We start from the raw sequence: 19,582 nt of genomic DNA on the forward strand, positions 1-19,582 counted from the left end.
TCCTGGCGAAAGCCAGGACCCATTGCCCCGGTCAACGCTTGTAGTGCGAGCGGGTCACTCCGAGTCTTCGCCAAACTACTTCTTGGGGTAATGGGTCCTGGATCTGCGCTCCGCTTCGCTGCGCTTGTCCAGGACGACAGCTGGATCAATTCCCCTACTGGCGCGGCGCCCGCCGCTTCTTCGTCGATTGCGTCGGCACATCGGCCGGCTCGTCCTTGAGCGCGCCGATCTTGCGCAGCGCTGCGTCCGCGGCGCGTTCGCCGCTTTCCCAGGCGCCGTCGACGGTGCCCCACAGCGTCTCGTGGGTGGCTTCGCCGGCGAGGAACAGATTGCCGATCGGCTCGGTCAGTATCTTTCGCGAGAGCTGACCGCCGGGCGAGGACGCCGACATCGCGCCCATCACGAAGGGCGAGGCATTCCAGCGCGTCGCGCTGGTCTTCTGCACAATGGCCGCGGCCTCGCTGCCGAACAGCTTTGCGATCCATTCCTTCGCGAAGGCCGCCATCGCCTTCTCGCCCTGCTCCGACAGATCGCGGCCGAACGAGCCGCCGACGTCGATCGAGCACAGCGAGGAGCCGCCGATATTGGCGAACATCAGCGCGGTGCGCGTCGAATTGCTCTGCTCGATGAGGATGTCGTCGCGCGCAAGACCAAGCGGATTGCCCGGCAGCTGCAACACGATGTGGTCGTAGCTGCCGAGGCTGAGCTTTGACGCCGCGTCCAACGTGCGCTTGGGAATATCGGGGGCGAACTTGATCGCGCCCGCGGTCAGCACGTTGGTCGAGACCGTGACGATGGCGGCACGCGCGGCGATCTTGCCTCCCTGCGTCTCCACACTGACGTCGCGATTGCTCCAGCTGATGCGGCTTGCCGGCGTCGACAGCGCGACCGGCGCCTGCTCGCCCAGCTTCGTGATGAGCGTACCCAGGCCCTGACGGCAGGCGATCGCGGCATTGCGGTCCTGCGCGCGCGCCTTGTCAATCGCAGAAAGCTCCTTGAGGTCCTTGCCGGCAAAGCTCGCGCCCAGCATGAACTCGGCCGCGCCCGCCCAGTCGCCGAGATCCTTCGGCAGCACGGAGGCGCAGGAGGTATCGAGCTTGCCACGCGCGGCCTCGTCGATGGCGCGGTTGGCGCGCACCAGCGCCGCCAGGAATTCCTCGGTCTCGCCGGCGCGCGCGTTGCGGCGGCCGATGCGCATCTTCTGACCCGATGGCGCCGGCAGCACGTCGAGGCCCGCGCTGCGCGCCAGCCGGATCATCGGATTGGTCTCGGGATTATGCATCCAGCGCGCACCGCGATCGAACGGTACGTCGAAGGTCGTGGTATCGGTGATGCAGCGGCCGCCGACCTGCGATGCCGCCTCGACCACCACGACCTTGCGATTGGCCGCCATGATGCGCCGCGCTGCGGCAATTCCGGCGGCCCCCGCGCCGATCACGACGATGTCAGCCTCGCGCGGCGGGGGTGCGGCGGTTGCGCGCAGGACCGGCATCGCGGCAAAGGCCGCCGACGCCGAAAGGAAACCGCGGCGCGTGATTGTCATGTCATGGTTTCCGGAGACTTGCGGCAAACGGGAACAGCCAGCGAACCTTGCCGTATCTCATGTTGCACGGCAACCATCATGGTGAATCAATCGTGCTTGATCTCACAGAGTGATGAACCGAATTGCAACACGTTTCGACCATGATAGAGAAGGGAAAAAAGGCGGCCGGAAAAGGCCGCGGGGGAGCTCGACATGGGGACGGTCCTAGATTCAGTCGGCAAGCTGATTGCCGCGTACCTCTCGAAGGAGGTGCCGGGCTATGAGCCGTTCACGCCAAGCGACCCCGAGCACCTGCGCGGCGTCATCGAGCCCGGCGACGTGCTGCTGGTCGAGGGCAACAACCGCATCTCCGGCATCATCAAATACCTGACGCAGTCGACCTGGTCGCATGCCGCGCTCTATGTCGGCCCGATCGAGGGTGCGGAAGAGCCTAGCGGCGAGCCGCATGTGCTGATCGAGGCCAATATCGGCGAAGGCGTCACCTCGGCGCCGCTGTCGAAATACTTCCCCTATCACACCCGGGTCTGCCGCCCGGTCGGGCTGTCCCATGAGGACCGCACCACGGTCTGCCGCTATGCGATCAACCGCATCGGCTTCGGCTACGACACCAAGAACATCGTCGACCTGATGCGCTTCCTGTTTCCGCTGCCGATACCGCAGCGCTGGCGGCGCCGCATGATCGCGATCGGCTCGGGCGATCCGACCAAGATCATCTGCTCGGCGCTGATCGCGCAGGCGTTCGACGCCGTGCGCTATCCGATCCTGCCCAAGATCACCAAGGCCGGCAGCCGCGCCGCCCGCCGCGAGATCCTGCACATCCGCGATTCCTCGCTCTACATGCCCCGCGACTTCGACATCTCGCCCTATTTCGAAGTCGTCAAACCCACCATCGTGCACGGGTTCGACTACACCACCCTGCACTGGGCCGACAAGCAGAAGCCGCTCGAGGAGGTAGCGGGCACATTCAGTGTGTTTCCAGAAACGATCAGTGCGCCGCCGCTCGTTCCTGAAGCGGCTGACGAAGAGGCGCCGGATGAGATTCCGGCTGAGCAAGTAGCGGGCGCTGCGGCCGCGCAGCCGGCGGAGATGGTCGAACGCACCGTCCCGGAGCATATCTCGCTGCTGAAGAAGCTGGCGATGTACCGCCCGCGGCGCCGCAGACGGGCGCGCGAGATCGCGGCTTAACCCCGCCGTCGTCCTGGCGAAAGCCAGGACCCATTACCCCAGGGAGAGGTTTGGCGACGACTCGTCGTTCGGTACCGCCATCGAGCGCAATCGATAGATTCCGCGGTATGGGTCCTGGCTTTCGCCAGGACGACGCTGGGGAGATACCGTGCCCCTCACAATGACGGGCGAATACGAAACTATCTTTCCGCCCGTCCGATCACCGCCATCAGCTCCGCGATCTTGGCGCGCTGGTCGGCCTTGTCGCCGCTCGTGATGGCGTGCTCGACGCAATGGGCGACGTGGTCCTTCAGGACCTCCTCCTCGACCCGGCGCAGCGCGGCGCGCACCGCCGAGATCTGCGTCACGATGTCGATGCAGTAGCGGTCTTCCTCTACCATTTTCGACAGACCGCGAACCTGGCCCTCGATCCGGCCGAGACGTTTTCCGACAGATGCCTTGATGTCCTTGCGCATGCCGTCTATATACCCCTACCGGGTATGGGTTGCAAGACCTGACGCCAAGACCTGGCACGAAGCCGGAGCATGGAAATGAGCGACGCCGAGCACAAGCATCATCACGACGCGGACGGTCACACCGGATGCGGCTGTTCGAGCAAGGCGGCGACGCCGCCGAACGAAAAGCCTGCGGCAGCTTCATGCTGCGGCGGACACGGCGATCATGCCGGCCACGCCCATCATCACGCCCATGACCAAGGCAACGCCGCGACGAAAGTCCTCGACCCCGTCTGCGGCATGACGGTCGACCCCGCGACATCGAAGCACCGGTTCGACCATCACGGCGAGACCTTCCATTTCTGCTCGGCCGGCTGCCGCACCAAGTTCGCCGCCGATCCCGCAAAGTATCTCGCCAAGGAAAAGGCGAGCGAGCCGGAGATGCCGGCGGGCACGATCTACACCTGCCCGATGCACCCGCAGATCCGCCAGGTCGGACCCGGCAGCTGCCCGATCTGCGGCATGGCGCTGGAGCCGGAGGTCGCGAGCCTGGAGGCCGGCCCCAATCCCGAACTCGCCGACATGACGCGGCGGTTCTGGATCGGCAGCGTGCTGGCGCTGCCGGCCGTGGTGCTGGAGATGGGCGGCCATCTCGCAGGCCCGCACAGCTGGATCGACCAGACACTCTCGAACTGGATCCAGCTCGTCTTTGCCACGCCCGTGGTGCTGTGGGCGGGCTGGCCGTTCTTCGTCCGCGGCTGGCAATCATTGGTGACGCGCAACCTCAACATGTTCACGCTGATCGCGATGGGCACCGGCGTCGCTTACGTCTACAGCGTCCTCGGCACGGTCGTGCCGCAGATCTTCCCGGACACCTTCCGCAGCCATGGCGGCGCGGTGGCCATCTATTTCGAGGCGGCTGCCGTCATCACCGTGCTGGTGCTGCTCGGCCAGGTGCTGGAGCTGCGCGCCCGCGATGCGACGTCGGGCGCGATCAAGGCGCTGTTGCAGCTCACCCCGAAGACCGCGCGCCGCGTCGAGGCTGACGGCAGCGAGCACGAGGTCGAGATCGATACGCTCCATGCCGGCGAGCATTTGCGCGTTCGCCCCGGCGAGAAAGTGCCGGTCGACGGCGTCATCCTGGAGGGGCGTTCCTCGCTCGACGAGTCGCTCGTGACGGGCGAATCCATGCCGGTCACCAAGGAAACCGGTGCAAAAGTCATCGCCGGCACGCTCAACCAGTCCGGCAGCTTCATCATGCGCGCCGACAAGGTCGGGCGGGAGACGCTGCTGTCGCAGATCGTGCAGATGGTCGCCGATGCGCAGCGCTCGCGCGCGCCGATCCAGCGCCTGGCCGATCAGGTCGCCGGCTGGTTCGTGCCGGCCGTCATCGTCGTCGCCCTCGCCGCCTTCGCGGCCTGGGCCTGGTTCGGGCCGGAGCCGCGGCTGGCCTTCGGGCTGGTCGCCGCCGTCAGCGTGCTGATCATCGCCTGCCCCTGTGCGCTGGGGCTCGCGACCCCGATGTCGATCATGGTTGGCGTCGGCCGCGGCGCGCAGGCGGGCGTCCTGATCAAGAACGCGGAATCGCTGGAGCGGATGGAGAAGATCGACACGCTTGTCGTCGACAAGACCGGCACGCTGACCGAGGGCAAGCCCAAGGTCGTCGCGATCGTGCCGGCTTCCGGCTTTGCCGACGACGACATTCTCCGCTGGGCGGCCAGCGTCGAGCGCGCCAGCGAACATCCGCTGGCCGACGCCATCGTGCGCGCGGCCAAGGAGAAGCAGCTCACACTCGGCCAGGTCGAGGCGTTCGATTCGCCGACAGGCAAGGGCGCGACCGGCAAGGTCGACGGCAAGACCATCGTGCTCGGCAACGCACGATATCTGTCGTCGATCGGGATCGACACCAAGGCCCTCGACACCGAGGCCGAACGGCTGCGCGGCGATGGCGCGACGGTCATCAACATGGCCGTCGACGGCCGGCTCGCCGGCCTGTTCGCGATCGCCGATCCGGTCAAGGCCTCGACGCCGGAGGCGCTGAAGGCCCTCGCCGCCGAGGGCATCAAGGTGATCATGCTGACCGGTGACAACCGCACCACGGCGCAAGCGGTGGCGCGCCGGCTCGGCATCGCCGAGGTCGAGGCCGAGGTGCTGCCGGACCAGAAGAGCGCGGTGGTGACAAAGCTGCAAAAGGCCGGCCGCAGCGTCGCGATGGCCGGCGACGGCGTCAACGACGCCCCGGCACTGGCGGCCGCCGAAGTCGGCATCGCCATGGGCACCGGCACCGATGTGGCAATGGAGAGCGCCGGCGTGACCCTGCTCAAAGGCGATCTCACCGGCATCGTGCGAGCGCGAAAACTGTCTCAGGCGACGATGAGCAACATCCGCCAGAACCTGTTCTTCGCCTTCATCTACAACGCCGCCGGCATTCCGATCGCGGCCGGCATCCTCTATCCGACCTTCGGCGTCCTGCTGTCGCCGATCATCGCCGCGGCGGCGATGGCGCTGTCCTCGGTGAGCGTGGTCGGGAATGCGCTGCGGCTTCGTGCGACCCGGCTGTGAGGGCGTACTCCCTCTCTTCGTTCTTGCGGGGCCGCGACGAGCTTCGCTCGCGCTGAGAGGGCTGGGGTGAGGGGCTGCTTCCGCGAATTCACTACAAGTGGGACTCGCGGATGCTCCCCCTCACCCGGAATTCAAGCTAGGCTTGAATTCCGACCTCTCCCCGCAAGCGGGGCGAGGTAAGAGGAGCGATACGCGCGGAGAGGGCCTGATGCAGCGAATTACGATCACGATCGAGGACGATCTACTGGCGGAGATCGATGCCGCGGCGGCGGCGCGCGGCTACCAGAACCGCTCCGAGATCATCCGCGACCTCGCGCGGGCCGGCTTGCAACAGACCTCAGAGGACACGGCGCAGACCGGCCCCTGCGTCGCCGGCCTCGTCTATGTCTACGACCACGCCGCCCGCGATCTCTCGAAGCGCCTGGTGCAGGAATTCCACGGCCACCACGACCTCGCGCTGGCGACGCTGCACGTCCATCTCGACGACAACAATTGCATGGAGATGACGGCACTGCGCGGCGCGGCCGACGAGGTCAGGCATTTCGCCGACCACATCATCGCCGAACGCGGCGTGCGCTATGGGCGCGTGGTGATGATTCCGACGGGCGAAGGCAAGCCGGCGAAGGCGCGGAAGCACGGGCACAGGCATGAGTAAGTCCGTCGCATAGGCCGCCGTCCCGCACGGCAGGCCCGCCCGCGCGACGCCGCCATACAGCGTTTCGTTCGGCATCTCGTCGCGCAAGATCCTGCGCACACTGACCAGCTTCTCCAGGTCGATCCCCGTCGCAAATCCCTTGCTCTCGCACAGGAACACGAGATCCTCGAACACGACATTGCCGGTCGCGCCGGGCGCGAAGGGGCAGCCGCCGAGGCCGCCGAGCGATCCGTCGAGAATGCGCACGCCCTCGTCCAGTGCAGCCGCGGCGTTGGCGATGCCCATGCCGCGGGTGTCGTGGAGGTGGATGCAGATCGGCTTTTGTCCTGCGAGCTTGACCGCGGCGCGCGACAGCTCGGCGACCTGCTTCGGGCCCGCGTAGCCGACGGTGTCGGCGATCGCGACGAAATCGACGCCGGCCTCAAGGCATTTGTCGACCAGCCGCAAGACCTCGGCCGGATCAACCGCACCGGTGATCGAGCAGCCCAGCGCCATCGAGATCGCGGCATTCACGAGCGGCTTGTGGGAGCTGGCATCGCGCATCTCGCAGAGCCGCCTGACATTGGCGATCGCGGATTCGCGCGAGCGATGGGCGTTGGCCTGGCTGTGCTCTTCCGTGGCCGAGACCACCGACGCGATTTCGCCAACGCCGGATTCGAGGGCTTCATTGACGCCGCGCTCGTTGAGCGCAAGCGCGATTCCGTGAGCGCCCGGCAGGCTCGCGACCGCCCCGATGACATCGCGCACGTCGACGAATTGCGGGAAGGTCTTGGCCGGCAGGAACGATCCGACCTCGAAGTGCCGCACGCCGGCGGCATATTCCTCGCGTACCCAGCGCTGCTTTGCCTCGGTTGACGGAAATTTCTTCACGAGCTGGAGCCCGTCGCGCAGGCCCACCTCGCGCAGGCTGACGCGATCTGAGGGGTAAATCGTCTCGATCCGGCTCATGCACGCCTCCCAGCGGCTTTTGACGCGATGTCATCCTTGTCGATCTCGGCACGAACGGCCGATGTGTCGGCGCCGAGCGGTGCGACCTTCAGGCCTTCACCGAGATGGCTGCCGTTCCACTCGACCGGCAGAGCCGGCACATGGAACGGCTTGCCCTCGGCGGTGAAATTGCTGACGAGCCCGCCCGGGCGCAACACATGAGGATCGGTGAGGAGATCCTCGGGCCGGTTGATCGGCGAAAAGCAGATGTTGAGCGCGTCGAGCTTTTGCGACAGCTCTGCCACCTTCCGCTGCCGGATGATCTCGGCGACGCGCGGAAGGATCCGCGGCCGCGCCAGGATACGGTCGGTCGTGGTGCGCAAGGCGGGATCGTCGAGAAACTCGGTCAGTCCGAATTCGCGACAAAAACTCTGCCAGTGCCCCTCGGTCACGACGCCGATGAAAATGCGCTCGCCGTCCGCGGCATCGAAAATGTCGTAGATCGGCCAGGCGTGCTCGCGCTCGGGCATCGAGCGCGGCTTGTTGCCGGTCATCTCGTATTCGACCATGTGCTGGGCGACAAGGAACAGGCAGTTCTCGAACAGGCCGATGCGAATGTCGGCGCCGTCGCGCTTGCCTCCGCGCTTCTGATAGAGCGCGGCGAGAATCGCGATCACGCCGAACATGCCGCCCATGATGTCGTTGGCGGAGGAGCCGACGCGCTGCGGCTTCTCCTTGGTGCCGGTCATGGCCGCGAGCCCCGACATCATCTGCACGACCTCGTCGAGCGCGGGGCGATGCTCGTAGGGGCCGGACAGAAAGCCCTTGTGGCCGGCGATGATCAGATGCGGATGCCGGCGGCGCAATTCCTCGGCACCTAACCCCTGCTTCTCCAGCTGGCCATCGCGAAAGTTTTCCAGGAACACATCGGCCGTCGCGAGCAGACGGTGCATGCTGTCGCGATCCCCAGGCTTCTCGAAATCCAGCACGACGCTGCGCTTGCCGCGATTGAACAGCGGGAAGAACGCCGTTCCCATGCCGCCAAGGCTCCGCGTCTTGTCGCCGGACGGCGGCTCGACTTTGATCACCTCGGCACCGAGCTGCGCGAGGATCATGCCGCAGGTCGGGCCCATGACCATGTGGGTCATCTCGACGATCCGCACGCCTTCCAGCGGCAATCCGGCCTCAGTCATGCGTCACTCCCTGTTCGTCCACCGAGGAGACTAGGCCTTCACAAGCCTTCTGAAAAATATAATCTGTCGAAGATTGCCTTCGCAGTTCCAGAACGCTTGATCGCCCATGGATTCACGCCAGCTCCGCTATTTCATCGCCGTCTACGGGCAGCGGAACCTGTCGCGCGCGGCCGACCAGGTGAACGTCGCGCAGTCCGCGCTCAGCCATCATATCTCGAACCTGGAGGCCGAGTTCGCAACGCCGCTGTTCGAGCGCAAGTCGCGCGGCATGGAACCGACGGCGGCTGGCGAAAGGCTCTATGAGCACGCACGCATCATCCTGCGCGCGATGGCGGAGGCCGAGACCGAGGTGCGCGAGGGTGCCCGCGTCATTGCCGGCGACATCTCCATCGGCATGGCCAATTCCGGCGTCAAGGCGATCGGTGTCGAACTGATGCGCACGGTGCTGACCAAATATCCGAAGCTCAAATTGTCGCTCACCGAGAGCCTGTCTGGCGCGACGCTGATGCACCTGATGGTCTCCAATGTCGATCTGGCGCTGGTCTACAATCCGCCCTCGGAGAAGGAGCTGATCACGGAAGCAGTGCTCGAAGAGGAGATGTTCCTGGTCGGCATTCCAAAACTGGTCGGCAAGGGCAAGGCCCCGATCCGGTTCGAGGAGCTGAGCCGGATGCCGCTGATCCTGCTTCGCTACGGTCTTGGGCTCTCCTCGCGCGCGCTGCTGGACGATCCGGTCCTGCTCAAGCGGCTGGAAGGCGGCGCCATCCTGCACGCCAACTCGATCACCGGCATGACCGGCGCGCTGGTGGAAGGGCTCGGCTGCACCATCGCGACAAAGCTGTTCGCGCGGGAGGAGCTCGCGGCCGGCCGGCTGATCGCACGCAAGGTGATCGAGCCGAAGCTGACCCGCACGCTCTATCTCTGCCGCCTGCGCAACCGTCCGATGACCTACGCCATGGAAGAGATGCGCCGCCTGATGCTCGCATTGATCGCCGAGCAGGTGCGCAGCGGCGGCTGGCAGGCGGAGCTGGTGGGGTGAGCAACGGTGCGCTCCCTCTCCCGCTTGCGGGAGAGGGTTGGGGTGAGGGTATCTCCGCATCGGGATTGTCCCGTTGCGGAGAGAACCCTCACCCGGCGCTGCGCGCCGACCTCTCCCGCAAGCGGGAGAGGTGACCGAGTTCGCCGAGCGGCTGTCCTGCCTCTCATTAGCCGAGTTCGAAAATCTCGAACGCTCCCATCGATATGTTCTTCTGGATTTCCGCCCTTGACCGGCCAACATGGCGCGATCCGGCAGAGGTCACGACACGCAACACAGATGAGCCGCCGGGAACCGCGTGCGATCCGCGCGCCTCGGGGAGGACATCATGAGCGTTGTCGGCATCGACACAGGCTTCGAGCTCGGCGCTGCGCCGTCGGTGCCGGACGAGATCTCGCGGCGGCTCGAGGCGATGCCGGGGTCGCCCTATGTCTGGCGCCTCGTCATCCTGCTCTCGCTCGGCGGCTGCTTCGAGATCTACGATCTGTTCCTCACCGGCTATATCGCGCCGGGCCTGAGCCGCAGCGGACTTTTGAGCACGACGACGCAGGCGTTCTTCGGCTTCGCCGGCATCGGCGCCTTCGTCGCCGCGACCTTTGCCGGCCTGTTCGTCGGCACCTTCTTCCTCGGCTTCCTCGCCGACCGCTTCGGCCGGCGCGCCATCTTCACCTATGCGCTGCTCGGCTACACCGCGGCCTCCGTGATCATGGCCTGCCAGACCTCTCCGGAAGGTCTGCTGTTCTGGCGTTTCCTCGCCGGCATCGGCATCGGCGTCGAGGTCATCACCATCGACGCCTACATCACTGAGCTCGTGCCGAGCCGGATGCGCGGGCGCGCCTTTGCGGTGAACCAGTCGATCATGTTCGTCGCCGTTCCCGTCGTCGCCTTCCTCGCCTGGTGGCTGGTGCCGCTCGCGCCTTACGGTGTCGAGGGCTGGCGCTGGGTGGTGCTGATCGGCGCCGCCGCCAGCATGATCATCTGGGTGCTCCGGCTGTTCCTGCCCGAAAGCCCGCTCTGGCTGGCGCGGCACGGCCGCAACGAAGAGGCACTTCGCATCCTAACGACGCTGGAGGCCGCCAGCGGCGGCGCCGGGTCGCGGCCCGCGACGTCGCCTGCGCGCCAGGCGGTGCGATCGACCACGAATGTCGGCTTCGCCGACCTGTTCCGCCCGCCCTATCTCTCGCTCGTGGTCCTGTTCATGGTGTTCAACCTCTGCCAGGCCTTCGGCTTCTACGGCTTCGCCAATTGGGTGCCGACGCTGCTGGTCGAGAAGGGCATCAACGTCACCAAGAGCCTGCAATATTCCTTCATCGTCGCCTTCGCCTATCCGATCGCGCCGCTGCTCGCTTCGAGCTTCGCCGACAAATTCGAGCGGCGCTGGATCATCGCCGGCGCCTGCGTCGCCATCATCGTCTTCGGCATGGCGTTCGCGCAACTGACCGAGCCGGCGCTGCTGATCGTCTGCGGCGTGCTGCTGACGGCCTGCAACACCACAATGTCCTACGCCTATCACGCCTATCAGACCGAGGTGTTTCCGACCCAGATCCGGGCACGTGCATCCGGCCTCGTCTATTCGATGAGCCGGCTAAGCGCGACGTTCTCGGGCTTCATCGTCGCCTACATGCTGAAGGAGGGCGGCGTCACCGGCGTGTTCGGCCTGATCACCGCGGCCATGCTGATCGTGGTGATCGCGATGGCGCTGTTCGGTCCGAACGTGCGCGGCAAGCCGCTGGACGCGGTGTAGCCCGCGTCTCGCTCCGCGTTCGTCATCGTCCGCTGCGCTCGCAATGACGGGGAGAGAGCGGACGAACAGCTTTCACCATTTCCGCGGAAATAGCCCCTCACCCCAGCCCTCTCCCCGTCAGGACGGGGAGAGGAAGAGGATCAATCAGGCCGCGAGCAAATTCTGCAACGCGGCGCCGTTGGGGACGCCGAGGCCGGAGCAGGCGTCCCAGCCGGGGCCGGCCTTGTACATGCCGTGCAAATCGCCGGTGATGTCGTTGTTGCCGACCGTGATGTCGCGGAACACGCCTTGCGCGTGCGAGGCGTAGATCAACGGGTTGATGAAGCCGACCGTCTTGCCGAATTTCTTGGTCGTGGCCTCGTTGATGCGGGCGATCAATCCGGCCATCAGCGGTGCCACCGCGCTGGTGCCGCCGATCGTGGTGCCGACGCCGTTGAGGAAGATCTGGTAGCCGGTCGCCGGATCGGCGTCGCCGGCGACGTCAGGAACACCGCGCCCGACCGAGTGCGAGGGCGACTTCGGGACGTGGGCATGGGCCTGGTAGGCCGGCCGCGGAAACACCACGCTGACGCCGCCGCCGCCCGCGCCACCCTGCGTCCCCCCGTTCCAGACCACCTCCTGGATGTGACCGTTCGGCGCCTTCAGGTTGGTGCCACCGCAGGCCAGCGCAAAGGGGCTCGAGGCCGGGAAGTCGGCGTGCGGCTTGCCGTCCCAATCCTCGCCCATATCGGCCGAGCCATTGTCGCCGGAGGCGACGCAGACGGTGACGCCCATCGCGGCGGCATCGCGGATCGCCTCGTTCAGGCCGTCGACGAATTGCTGCGAGCCGTCCTCGTCTTCCGGTCCGCCCCAGCTGATCGAGATCACCGAGGGTTTTCGCGCGGCGTCGTGGACGGCGGCTTTCACCGCGTCGATGAAGCCGTTGGTGGTGTTGGGCGCGAAATAGACCACGATCCTGGCGCCCGGCGCGATGGCGCCGGCCACCTCGATGTCGAGCACGACTTCGCCGTCGGCCTCGGAATGACCCGGCTTGTTGGCGCCGCCGTCGACGCTCGCGGGCGCGATCTGCGGCATCGGGATGCCCGCCTTCTTGAAGAAGGTGCGCAGGTCGGAGGTCTTGTAGCCGGCGCCCGTGGGGTGGCCCTTCTGGTCGATGTCGTTGAGCTCGATGATGGCGATGCACTGGCCGGCGCCGGTCTCGCCGCCCGGGAAGTTGTAGAGCTGCGCAATCTGTTCGACCGAGAAGCTGCCACCTTGGGCGGCGCGCGCCGTTGCACCCTTTTTCGCCATCTTGCGCCGGAAGTGCGGCTGCGCCACCGGGCGGTTGTCGAGGCCATGCACACCGACCACGATACCCTCGAGCTCGGCCGGGATCTGCACGCTGCCCTTGCGCATGCGATAGGTCGCGCCCTCGTGCCTGACCTTGTTGAGCTTGACGCCGAAGGCCGCGCTCATTGCCTTCACCGTACCGGTCAGCTTCACGGTGCGGGACGCCAGATGCACGCTCTTGACGTTGAGCTCGTGATGGTGGGCGAAGTCATCGATCCTGGCGACGTCGGCAGGGTCGGCGCCCATATGCTCGCCGAATTCGGCACGCGAGAGATATTGCCGCTCGCGCGGCGGTTGTGCGCCGAGCGCCATCACGGATTCGTCCTCCGCCGGCTGCGCGCGCTTGGCACGGAGGCGAACGCTGATCTCGATTTCCTGCTTGGGATCGGCCGCGCCGACGAGCTTGGCCCCCTTCGGCAATTTCCTCGCGCTGTTCACCAGCGCAACTCGCTTGGTCGAGCTTGCCATGACTTCCTCCGTTTGTGATTGGAAGGCAGATTGTCGCACCTCAACTATAGGTGTAATCTCAGTCGCGACCTGGTTCAGACATTGCGCAAATTTTTTCAGAATACCGGTTGTTTGACGGGAGAAATTGTCTGCGACCCGAACCGGCCTCGATTCGGTCAATAGCTCCGACCCATTCGACGCCAATGAATTCGATCTAGGATTGCACCAGTCGGCCCGACTGGCCGACCGATGGAAGACATTTGTCAAAATCAAATTGACGGAGACGATGCGATGTTGGCCGACCGCAAATGGGTTGAGAGAAATCTTGGTTTCGATCCGATCACGACACCACCCCCGCCCGAGACCTTCGTGGTGAAACGCGTGAAGGATGCCGCGGCGAAGAAGACCGCAAAGGTCACCGCGGAAGACTTTCGGCGCGAGATCATCGATTTCGATTCCGAATCGGCCGAGGGCCGCGCGTTCATGGCCTTCTCGACCTCGACCGGGCTGTCGCGCTTCACCGACATTCCCTGGCCAAAGGGACTCGCGCCGCAGACCGGGCCGAAGCCGAAAGGCAATGGCAAGGGGTCGCTGCCGCGCGCCGACGTGCTGGTCGTGACCTGGCCGTCGACGAGGGCCACGCGCTCAGCCGCGTGCTGACGCCGGGCAAGGATTCACGCAACGATTACGTGCCCTATACGCATAACTACGCCGCCATCTCCAAGAAGATGCGCAACGGCTGCCCGGCCAAGGAACTGAAGCGTCTCGGTACCTACTGGACCACGACGATCGGCAAGAAGAAATGCGTGATCTTCAAATCCGACTCGCACATGTCGCAGGACGGTCCGCGATTGCCGAACATCGACGTCTGGCGCCAGATCATCACCGAGGTGCAGCCGACGCTGGTCATCACCACGGGCACCGCCGGCGGTATCGGCAAGGCATTCGAGGTCGGCGACGTCGTCGTCAGCCCGATCGTGCGCTTCGACTGCCTGTCGAAATTCAAGAAGCAGCCCTTCGCGCAGGAGCACTTTTCGAGCAGGCCCGCCGTGTCGAAAAAATTCGCGCAGGCCAAGACGCTGTTCAAGGCCAATGCCGGGCAATTGCCGAAGGACAATACCAGGGCGCCGAAGATCTTCGTCGTGAAGCCGAGCGGGCTGTCCTCCTCCGTGGTCACCACCGACTTCTTCGGCTTCGACACCTCGGACAATCATTTCCATCTCCAGGGCCTCGGCGACGTCTCCGAGATGGGCGACGCCATCCTTGGCCTCGTGGCCCAGGAGATGGGCGAGAAGGCGCCGCGCTGGCTCGCGATCCGCAACGTCTCCGACCCGCAGATCAAGGCCGAGGGCACGCTGAAGCAGCAGGAGCAGGTCGCCGCCCAGATCTACAAGGGGTTCGGCCGCTGGAGCACGGTCTGTAGCGCCATCACCTGCTGGGCCAGTATCGCCGCGGAGCGGTAAGCCGCAGGGGCTGGCGGGTCAGCGTCCCTTGCCGAAGCGGCCCGGGGTGTCTACCTCTCGCGGGTGGTTTTCGTGAGAGGAACTCCCATGCTGGATGCCGCCGTGAAGGCGCTGTCGCAAATGATCTCGCCGCCGATGCGATCGATCCTGTGGCGATCGATCGGGCTTGCGCTCGTGCTGATCACCGTGCTGGCGATCGGCCTGCAGCGGCTGCTCAGCTGGTTTGCGACCTATGGCGAAGTCTGGCTTGAGGGCCTGCTCGGTCCCGGCTGGCACACATCACTCGAGGTCCTAGCCTGGATCGTCTCGATCGCGGCGGGACTTGGCGTCGTGTTCGGGGCCGTGTTTCTGATGCCGGCGATCACCTCGCTGGTGGCGAGCCTGTTCGTCGACGATGTCGCCGACCATGTCGAGCGCGAACACTATCCCGCCGAACGGCCGGGCGTGGCGCTGCCCTTCAGCCAGGCGATCTACGAGGGCGTCAAGACCGCCTTGCTGACCATCCTGGTCTATCTGATCGCGCTGCCCTTCGTGCTGCTGGCCGGCGCCGGTTTCCTGATCTTCTTCCTCGCCACCGCCTGGCTGCTGGGACGCGAATATTTCGAGCTCGCTGCGATGCGCTTCCGCTCGCCGGAGGAAGCCAAGGCGATGCGGCGCGACAATGCCGCGACCGTCTTCGCCGCCGGCCTGATCATCGCGGCCTTCGTCTCGATTCCGATCGTCAACCTGGCGACGCCGATCTTCGGCATGGCCTTCATGGTCCACATGCACAAGCGGCTGTCGGGCCCGAGGCCCGAGCTGATCGAGCCGGCGCGGCAGATGCGGTGACGGTGGACTTAAGTCACCTGCGCCCCGCATTTGCGCAGCAGCATCTTGGCGAAGCCGAACGGCGCCGGCGTGAACGGGCCCGGCGGGGCGCGGGTGATCAGCGCGACGACGCCGAGCGCGGCCATCGCCAGCCAGAAGCAGAGCCAGAAGCCGTCGATATAGGCGAGCACATTGGCCTCGCGCTGGACGAAGCTTGCGAGCGTCCCCACCGCGCGCGCCTGGGCCAGGCCGGCGCCATGGGCGGCGAAATGGTCGGCGAGCTGTTTCAGCGTCCGCACCACATCGACGTCGCCGACGCCGAGGTTCTGACCGAGATAGAAGGAATGGACCTGCTCGCGGACGCGCAGCCAGGTCCCCATCAGCGCCACGCCGATCTCGGCGCCGCCGAGCCGCATGATCTGGATATAGGCGGCGAACGACGTGGCCCGGCTCGGATCGGAGTTCGACAGCGCCATGATGATGATCGGCAGCAGCGTCGTCGATTGACCGACCGATTGCAGCAGCACGATGCCGATGAAATCTTCGCGCGCCCAGTCATGGGTGAGCTGGGTGCCCCAGAGGTTGGCGGCGGCAAAGCAGGCAAAGCCCAGCACCGTCACCACGCGCGCATCGAAATGACGCAGCAGCCAGATCGAAATCGGCACCAGCACGAACATCGGCAGCGCGCCGTAGGTCAACAGCAGCAGACCGCTCTGCTCCGGCCGGAGCAGGCCGACATTGCCGAGGAAGTTCGGCACCAGCGATGAATTGGAAAGGGAAGTCAGCGTGTAGAGCAGGATCACCACCAGCGACAGCCCGATATTGCGCGAGAACAGCACGTTCACATGCGCCCAGGGTTGGCGCACCAGCGACTCGTTGACGAGGAAGCCTGCGAACAGCACCGCGCCGGCGGCGAGCAGCGCCATCACCGTGCCGGAGCCCAGCCAGTCCAGCCGGTTGCCCTGGTCGAGCCCGGCATAGATCATCGAGACCGAGGCGCCGAGCAGCAGCATGCCGCCCCAATCGGCGTCGCGCAGCAGCGCGCGGTTCACCGGCTCGCTCGGTGTGCCCAGATAGACCATCAGGCCCATCAGCGGCGCGATCACGACACCCTGCCAGTACAACCATTGCCAGCCGAGATGGTCGACGTAGAAGCCGACCAGCGAGCTCGACGTGTCCAACGCAAAGCCGACGCGGATCGAGTAGATCGAGATCGCCGGCAGCCACCAGCGGATCGGCAGGTTGCGGAACACGATCATCAGCGTCGCCGGTACGAAGGTGCCGAGCAGCAGACCATGCACGACACTGAGCGCAATCAGCGTCGGATAATCGTGCACGAAGGGAATGATCAGCGAGACCGCGGCGTAGACCAGGCTGGGGATCCCGAGCACGCGCCTGAGCCCGAACGCCGTCGCGAGCCACGCCACCGCGGGCGCGATGAAGATCTGCGAGCCGATGCCGGCGGTGGAGAGCCAGGCGCCTTCGTCGAAGCTGAGCGAAAACGCGCCGCGCAGGTCGGGCAGTCCGACCGTGGTGAGACGGCTGTCGAAATTGGCGAGGAACGAGCCGAGCAGCACCGCCGCCACGGCGAACATGGGCTGTGGCGCGACGCCGCCGCGCGAGAGCGGTCCGCGATCGGAATCGTCATTTCCCGCCATTCGCGCCCGCGGTGTTGATGCTGGTGACGACCGACATGCCGGGCACGAGCCGTGCCGTTAGCTGCTGGTTGTCGTCGAGTTGAATCCGCACGGGAATGCGCTGCACCACTTTCGTGAAATTGCCGGTGGCGTTATCAGGCGGCAGCAGCGCGACCTGCGCGCCGGTCGCCGGCGCGATCCGCTCGACCCGGCCGCGCAGCTTCTCGCGCGGAAAACTGTCGACGGTGATCTCGACCGGCTGGCCCGGTGCGACGTGCGTGAGCTGGGTCTCCTTGTAGTTCGCGATCACATAGACCTTCGGCAGCGGCACCACGTTGATGAGGTTGGTGCCGATATTGACGTAGTCGCCGGGCTGCACCTGGCGCTCGCCGACGACGCCGTCGAACGGCGCCGATATCGTCGTGTAGCCGAGCTTCAGCCTCGCACTCGCCAGCGACGCCTTGGTGGCGTCGAGATCGGCGGCGCGCTGTTTCCTGGTGCCTTGCAGGACTTCGAGCTGATGCTGCTGGGCGGCGATTACGGCGCGGCTGGCGCGCACGTCGGCCTGCGCCTTGGCGTAGGCGGCGACCGCCTGCTCGAACCGCTGCCGCGTGCCGGACTCGGTCTGCGACAGTGATTGCTGACGCTCCTGCTCCTGCCGCGCCTCGACCTCAATGGCTTCGGCCGACAGCCGCGCGGCTTGCGCCTGCGCGATCGTCGCATATTGCAGCTCGACCTGGTTGGCCAGATTGTCGAGCATGGCTTGCGCGGCGGCGACCGCGGCTTCGGACTGCGCGACCTGCGCCTCATAGTCCGCCGGATCGATCTGAATCAGGAGGTCGCCGGCCTTGACGCGCTGGAAGTCGGTCACCCCTACGGTCAGCACCTCGCCGGAGACACGGCTCGCCAGCCGCGTCAGCTCGGAGCGCACATAGGCGTCATTGGTGGTCTGGATCACCGCGTTGCCGACCCATTCGTCGAAGCGCAGCGTCGCCAGCGCGACGAAAGCGAGCGCGACGATGACCGCGAACAGCGGGATTACGAGGCGGCTCCACAGCGAGCTGGCGGGAGGCTGTATCGGCTTGGGCGATGGGGCTGGAGCGGCAGGCGGCGGCGATGACGTAACTTGATCCTGCTGACTCACGACATGTCCCCAAAGCCACTTTGCCCGAACGCGAATCTCACCACTGTCATTCCGGGATGGTCCGAAGGACCAGACCCGGAATCTCGAGATTCCGGGTTCGATGCTGCGCATCGCCCCGGAATGACGGCGAATACTGCCTCAGACCGTCTTCTCCGGCCATCGGCAGAGATCGTTGATCAGGCATACCTCGCAGTGCGGCTTGCGCGCGAGGCAAGTATAGCGGCCGTGCAGGATCAGCCAATGATGGGCATGCAGCATGAACTCGGCCGGGATCACCTTTTCGAGACCGAGCTCGACTTCCAGCGGCGTCTTGCCGGGCGCGAGCCCGGTGCGGTTGCCGACGCGGAAGACATGCGTATCCACCGCCATGGTGTGTTCGCCAAAGGCCATGTTGAGCACGACGTTGGCGGTCTTGCGCCCGGCGCCCGGCAACGACTCGATCTCGGCGCGCGTGCGCGGCACCTCGCCGCCGAACTCGCTGAGCACCTTGGCCGACAGCGCAATGACGTTCCTCGCCTTGGTGCGATAGAGGCCGATGGTCTTGATGTATTCGCGCAAGGACTCCTCGCCGAGGTCGAGCATCTTCTGCGGCGTATCGGCGACCTCGAACAATGCGCGCGTCGCCTTGTTGACGCCGGCGTCGGTGGCCTGCGCCGACAGCACCACGGCGACCAGCAGCGTGAACGGATTGACGTGCTCGAGCTCGCCCTTCGGCTCCGGGTTGGCCTTGCGGAAACGGCTGAAGACCTCGCGGATCTCGGCGGGCGTCCAAGGTTTCATCGCTTTGAGCGATTTCTTCGTGGGGGCCCTCGGCTTCACCACAGCCGCCTTTGCTTTTTTCTTAGGCACAGCTGCTTTGCGCGGGACCGGCTTGCGGGTGATTTTCGCCATGATCGGGATATACTGAGGGACGATGAGCACAGGCAACGAAATTGAGCGCAGGGACTCTGAAGATCAGAGCGAAGCTCAAATCTTCTCGGCGCTGCTGACGCCGCACCGCTCGCTGAACCGCACCGGCTTCCTCGCCGTGATGCTGTTCCTGAGCGCCGTCAGCTTCGTCACCGGCCTCGTCTTCCTGATGATGGGCGCGTGGCCGGTGCTCGGCTTCTTCGGCCTCGACGTGCTGGTGATCTGGTGGGCCTTCAAGGTCAATTTCCGCGCCGCGCGGGCCAGCGAGGAGATCGTAGTCACGCCCTCGGAACTGCGGGTGCGGCGCGTCAGCCATCGCGGCCAGGTCGCCGAATGGACGTTCAATCCGCTCTGGGTCCGGCTCGACCTGGAGATCGACGAGGATTTTGGCCTCGAACACCTCTACCTGATCTCGCGCGGCCGCCGGCTCCAGCTCGCCGGGTTTTTGGGACCTGAAGAAAAAACAAGCTTTTACAATGGCTTGGTTGAGGCGCTGAACGCCGCCAAGCGCGGACCGACCTTCAACCCCATCCGCTGAGTTCACGTCGGAAATCGGGTGGTTTCGAA

Annotated in this window: 16 protein-coding genes and 1 pseudogene; 9 read left to right on the top strand and 8 right to left on the bottom strand. The window is 65.6% G+C overall.

Annotation, left to right across the window (positions count from 1 at the left end; genetic code table 11):
• Positions 1–154 precede the first annotated feature (154 nt).
• Positions 155–1,543: an NAD(P)/FAD-dependent oxidoreductase gene (locus tag ACFLEY_RS47005; RefSeq protein WP_060909578.1), complete on the bottom strand. Its 1,389-nt coding sequence runs from the start codon at positions 1,541–1,543 to the stop codon at positions 155–157.
• A 192-nt stretch (positions 1,544–1,735) separates the two neighbouring features.
• On the opposite strand from ACFLEY_RS47005, the gene ACFLEY_RS47010 reads away from it, so the two are divergent.
• Positions 1,736–2,728, top strand: a complete 993-nt coding sequence (locus tag ACFLEY_RS47010) for a YiiX/YebB-like N1pC/P60 family cysteine hydrolase (protein WP_060909579.1) — start codon at positions 1,736–1,738, stop codon at positions 2,726–2,728.
• Positions 2,729–2,907: 179 nt separating this feature from the next.
• On the opposite strand, the gene ACFLEY_RS47015 is transcribed toward ACFLEY_RS47010, so the two are convergent.
• Positions 2,908–3,183, bottom strand: a complete 276-nt coding sequence (locus ACFLEY_RS47015; RefSeq protein ID WP_028172468.1) for a metal-sensitive transcriptional regulator — start codon at positions 3,181–3,183, stop codon at positions 2,908–2,910.
• A gap of 75 nt (positions 3,184–3,258) precedes the next feature.
• Here ACFLEY_RS47015 and ACFLEY_RS47020 point away from each other — a divergent pair, with 75 nt between their 5' ends.
• Both ACFLEY_RS47020 and nikR read left to right on the top strand, forming a co-directional pair.
• Positions 3,259–5,724 carry a heavy metal translocating P-type ATPase gene (locus ACFLEY_RS47020; protein WP_060909580.1) on the top strand — a complete coding sequence of 822 codons (2,466 nt, stop codon included), beginning with the start codon at positions 3,259–3,261 and terminating at the stop codon, positions 5,722–5,724.
• Positions 5,725–5,932: 208 nt separating this feature from the next.
• On the top strand, positions 5,933–6,379 hold the full coding sequence (nikR, locus tag ACFLEY_RS47025; RefSeq protein WP_011083525.1) for a nickel-responsive transcriptional regulator NikR: 447 nt from the start codon (positions 5,933–5,935) through the stop codon (positions 6,377–6,379).
• A 6-nt stretch (positions 6,380–6,385) separates the two neighbouring features.
• On the opposite strand, the pseudogene ACFLEY_RS47030 reads toward nikR, so the two are convergent.
• Positions 6,386–7,327 (bottom strand): annotated as a pseudogene (locus ACFLEY_RS47030) (hydroxymethylglutaryl-CoA lyase); the annotation flags it as partial.
• Positions 7,324–8,499, bottom strand: coding sequence for a CoA transferase (locus ACFLEY_RS47035; protein ID WP_060909581.1), 1,176 nt, complete (start codon positions 8,497–8,499; stop codon positions 7,324–7,326). The pseudogene ACFLEY_RS47030 and the gene ACFLEY_RS47035, both read right to left, overlap by 4 nt.
• A gap of 106 nt (positions 8,500–8,605) precedes the next feature.
• Here ACFLEY_RS47035 and ACFLEY_RS47040 point away from each other — a divergent pair, with 106 nt between their 5' ends.
• Positions 8,606–9,538, top strand: a complete 933-nt coding sequence (locus ACFLEY_RS47040; RefSeq protein WP_060909582.1) for a LysR family transcriptional regulator — start codon at positions 8,606–8,608, stop codon at positions 9,536–9,538.
• A gap of 325 nt (positions 9,539–9,863) precedes the next feature.
• The gene (locus ACFLEY_RS47045; RefSeq protein WP_060912804.1) at positions 9,864–11,279 is read left to right on the top strand and encodes an MFS transporter; all 1,416 of its coding nucleotides are present in this window, start codon (positions 9,864–9,866) and stop codon (positions 11,277–11,279) included.
• 144 nt (positions 11,280–11,423) lie between these two features.
• On the opposite strand, the gene ACFLEY_RS47050 is transcribed toward ACFLEY_RS47045, so the two are convergent.
• A complete protein-coding gene (locus ACFLEY_RS47050; RefSeq protein WP_211433336.1) occupies positions 11,424–13,076 on the bottom strand; it encodes a protease pro-enzyme activation domain-containing protein in 1,653 nt (550 codons plus the stop codon).
• A 348-nt stretch (positions 13,077–13,424) separates the two neighbouring features.
• On the opposite strand from ACFLEY_RS47050, the gene ACFLEY_RS47055 reads away from it, so the two are divergent.
• From ACFLEY_RS47055 to ACFLEY_RS47065, 3 genes are all read left to right on the top strand, one after another.
• Positions 13,425–13,715, top strand: coding sequence for a hypothetical protein (locus ACFLEY_RS47055; RefSeq protein ID WP_396604463.1), 291 nt, complete (start codon positions 13,425–13,427; stop codon positions 13,713–13,715).
• Positions 13,709–14,518 (top strand): hypothetical protein, encoded by an 810-nt coding sequence (locus tag ACFLEY_RS47060; RefSeq protein ID WP_309142060.1) that lies wholly within the window; start codon positions 13,709–13,711, stop codon positions 14,516–14,518. The genes ACFLEY_RS47055 and ACFLEY_RS47060 overlap by 7 nt, the downstream gene beginning before the upstream one ends.
• 87 nt (positions 14,519–14,605) lie before the next feature.
• A complete protein-coding gene (locus tag ACFLEY_RS47065; RefSeq protein ID WP_028172460.1) occupies positions 14,606–15,346 on the top strand; it encodes a sulfate transporter family protein in 741 nt (246 codons plus the stop codon).
• Between the two features lie 8 nt (positions 15,347–15,354).
• Here the strand turns inward: ACFLEY_RS47065 and ACFLEY_RS47070 are convergent, their stop codons facing one another.
• The 3 genes from ACFLEY_RS47070 to nth all read right to left on the bottom strand — a co-directional run bounded on the left by ACFLEY_RS47070 (position 15,355) and on the right by nth (position 18,997).
• A complete protein-coding gene (locus ACFLEY_RS47070) occupies positions 15,355–16,983 on the bottom strand; it encodes an MFS transporter (protein WP_011083517.1) in 1,629 nt (542 codons plus the stop codon).
• Complete coding sequence (locus ACFLEY_RS47075) at positions 16,970–18,106, bottom strand: HlyD family secretion protein (RefSeq protein ID WP_028172459.1); 1,137 nt, start codon at positions 18,104–18,106, stop codon at positions 16,970–16,972. Before ACFLEY_RS47075 ends, ACFLEY_RS47070 begins: the two co-directional genes overlap by 14 nt.
• A gap of 138 nt (positions 18,107–18,244) precedes the next feature.
• Entirely contained in the window at positions 18,245–18,997 is a 753-nt protein-coding gene (nth, locus tag ACFLEY_RS47080) for an endonuclease III (RefSeq protein ID WP_211433337.1), read from the bottom strand.
• A gap of 22 nt (positions 18,998–19,019) precedes the next feature.
• On the opposite strand from nth, the gene ACFLEY_RS47085 reads away from it, so the two are divergent.
• The gene (locus tag ACFLEY_RS47085) at positions 19,020–19,553 is read left to right on the top strand and encodes a DUF2244 domain-containing protein (protein ID WP_011083514.1); all 534 of its coding nucleotides are present in this window, start codon (positions 19,020–19,022) and stop codon (positions 19,551–19,553) included.
• The last annotated feature ends 29 nt before the right edge of the window (positions 19,554–19,582 follow it).

Source organism: Bradyrhizobium sp. YCK136 (assembly GCF_044570075.1).
Taxonomy (GTDB): Bacteria; Pseudomonadota; Alphaproteobacteria; order Rhizobiales; family Xanthobacteraceae; genus Bradyrhizobium; species Bradyrhizobium diazoefficiens.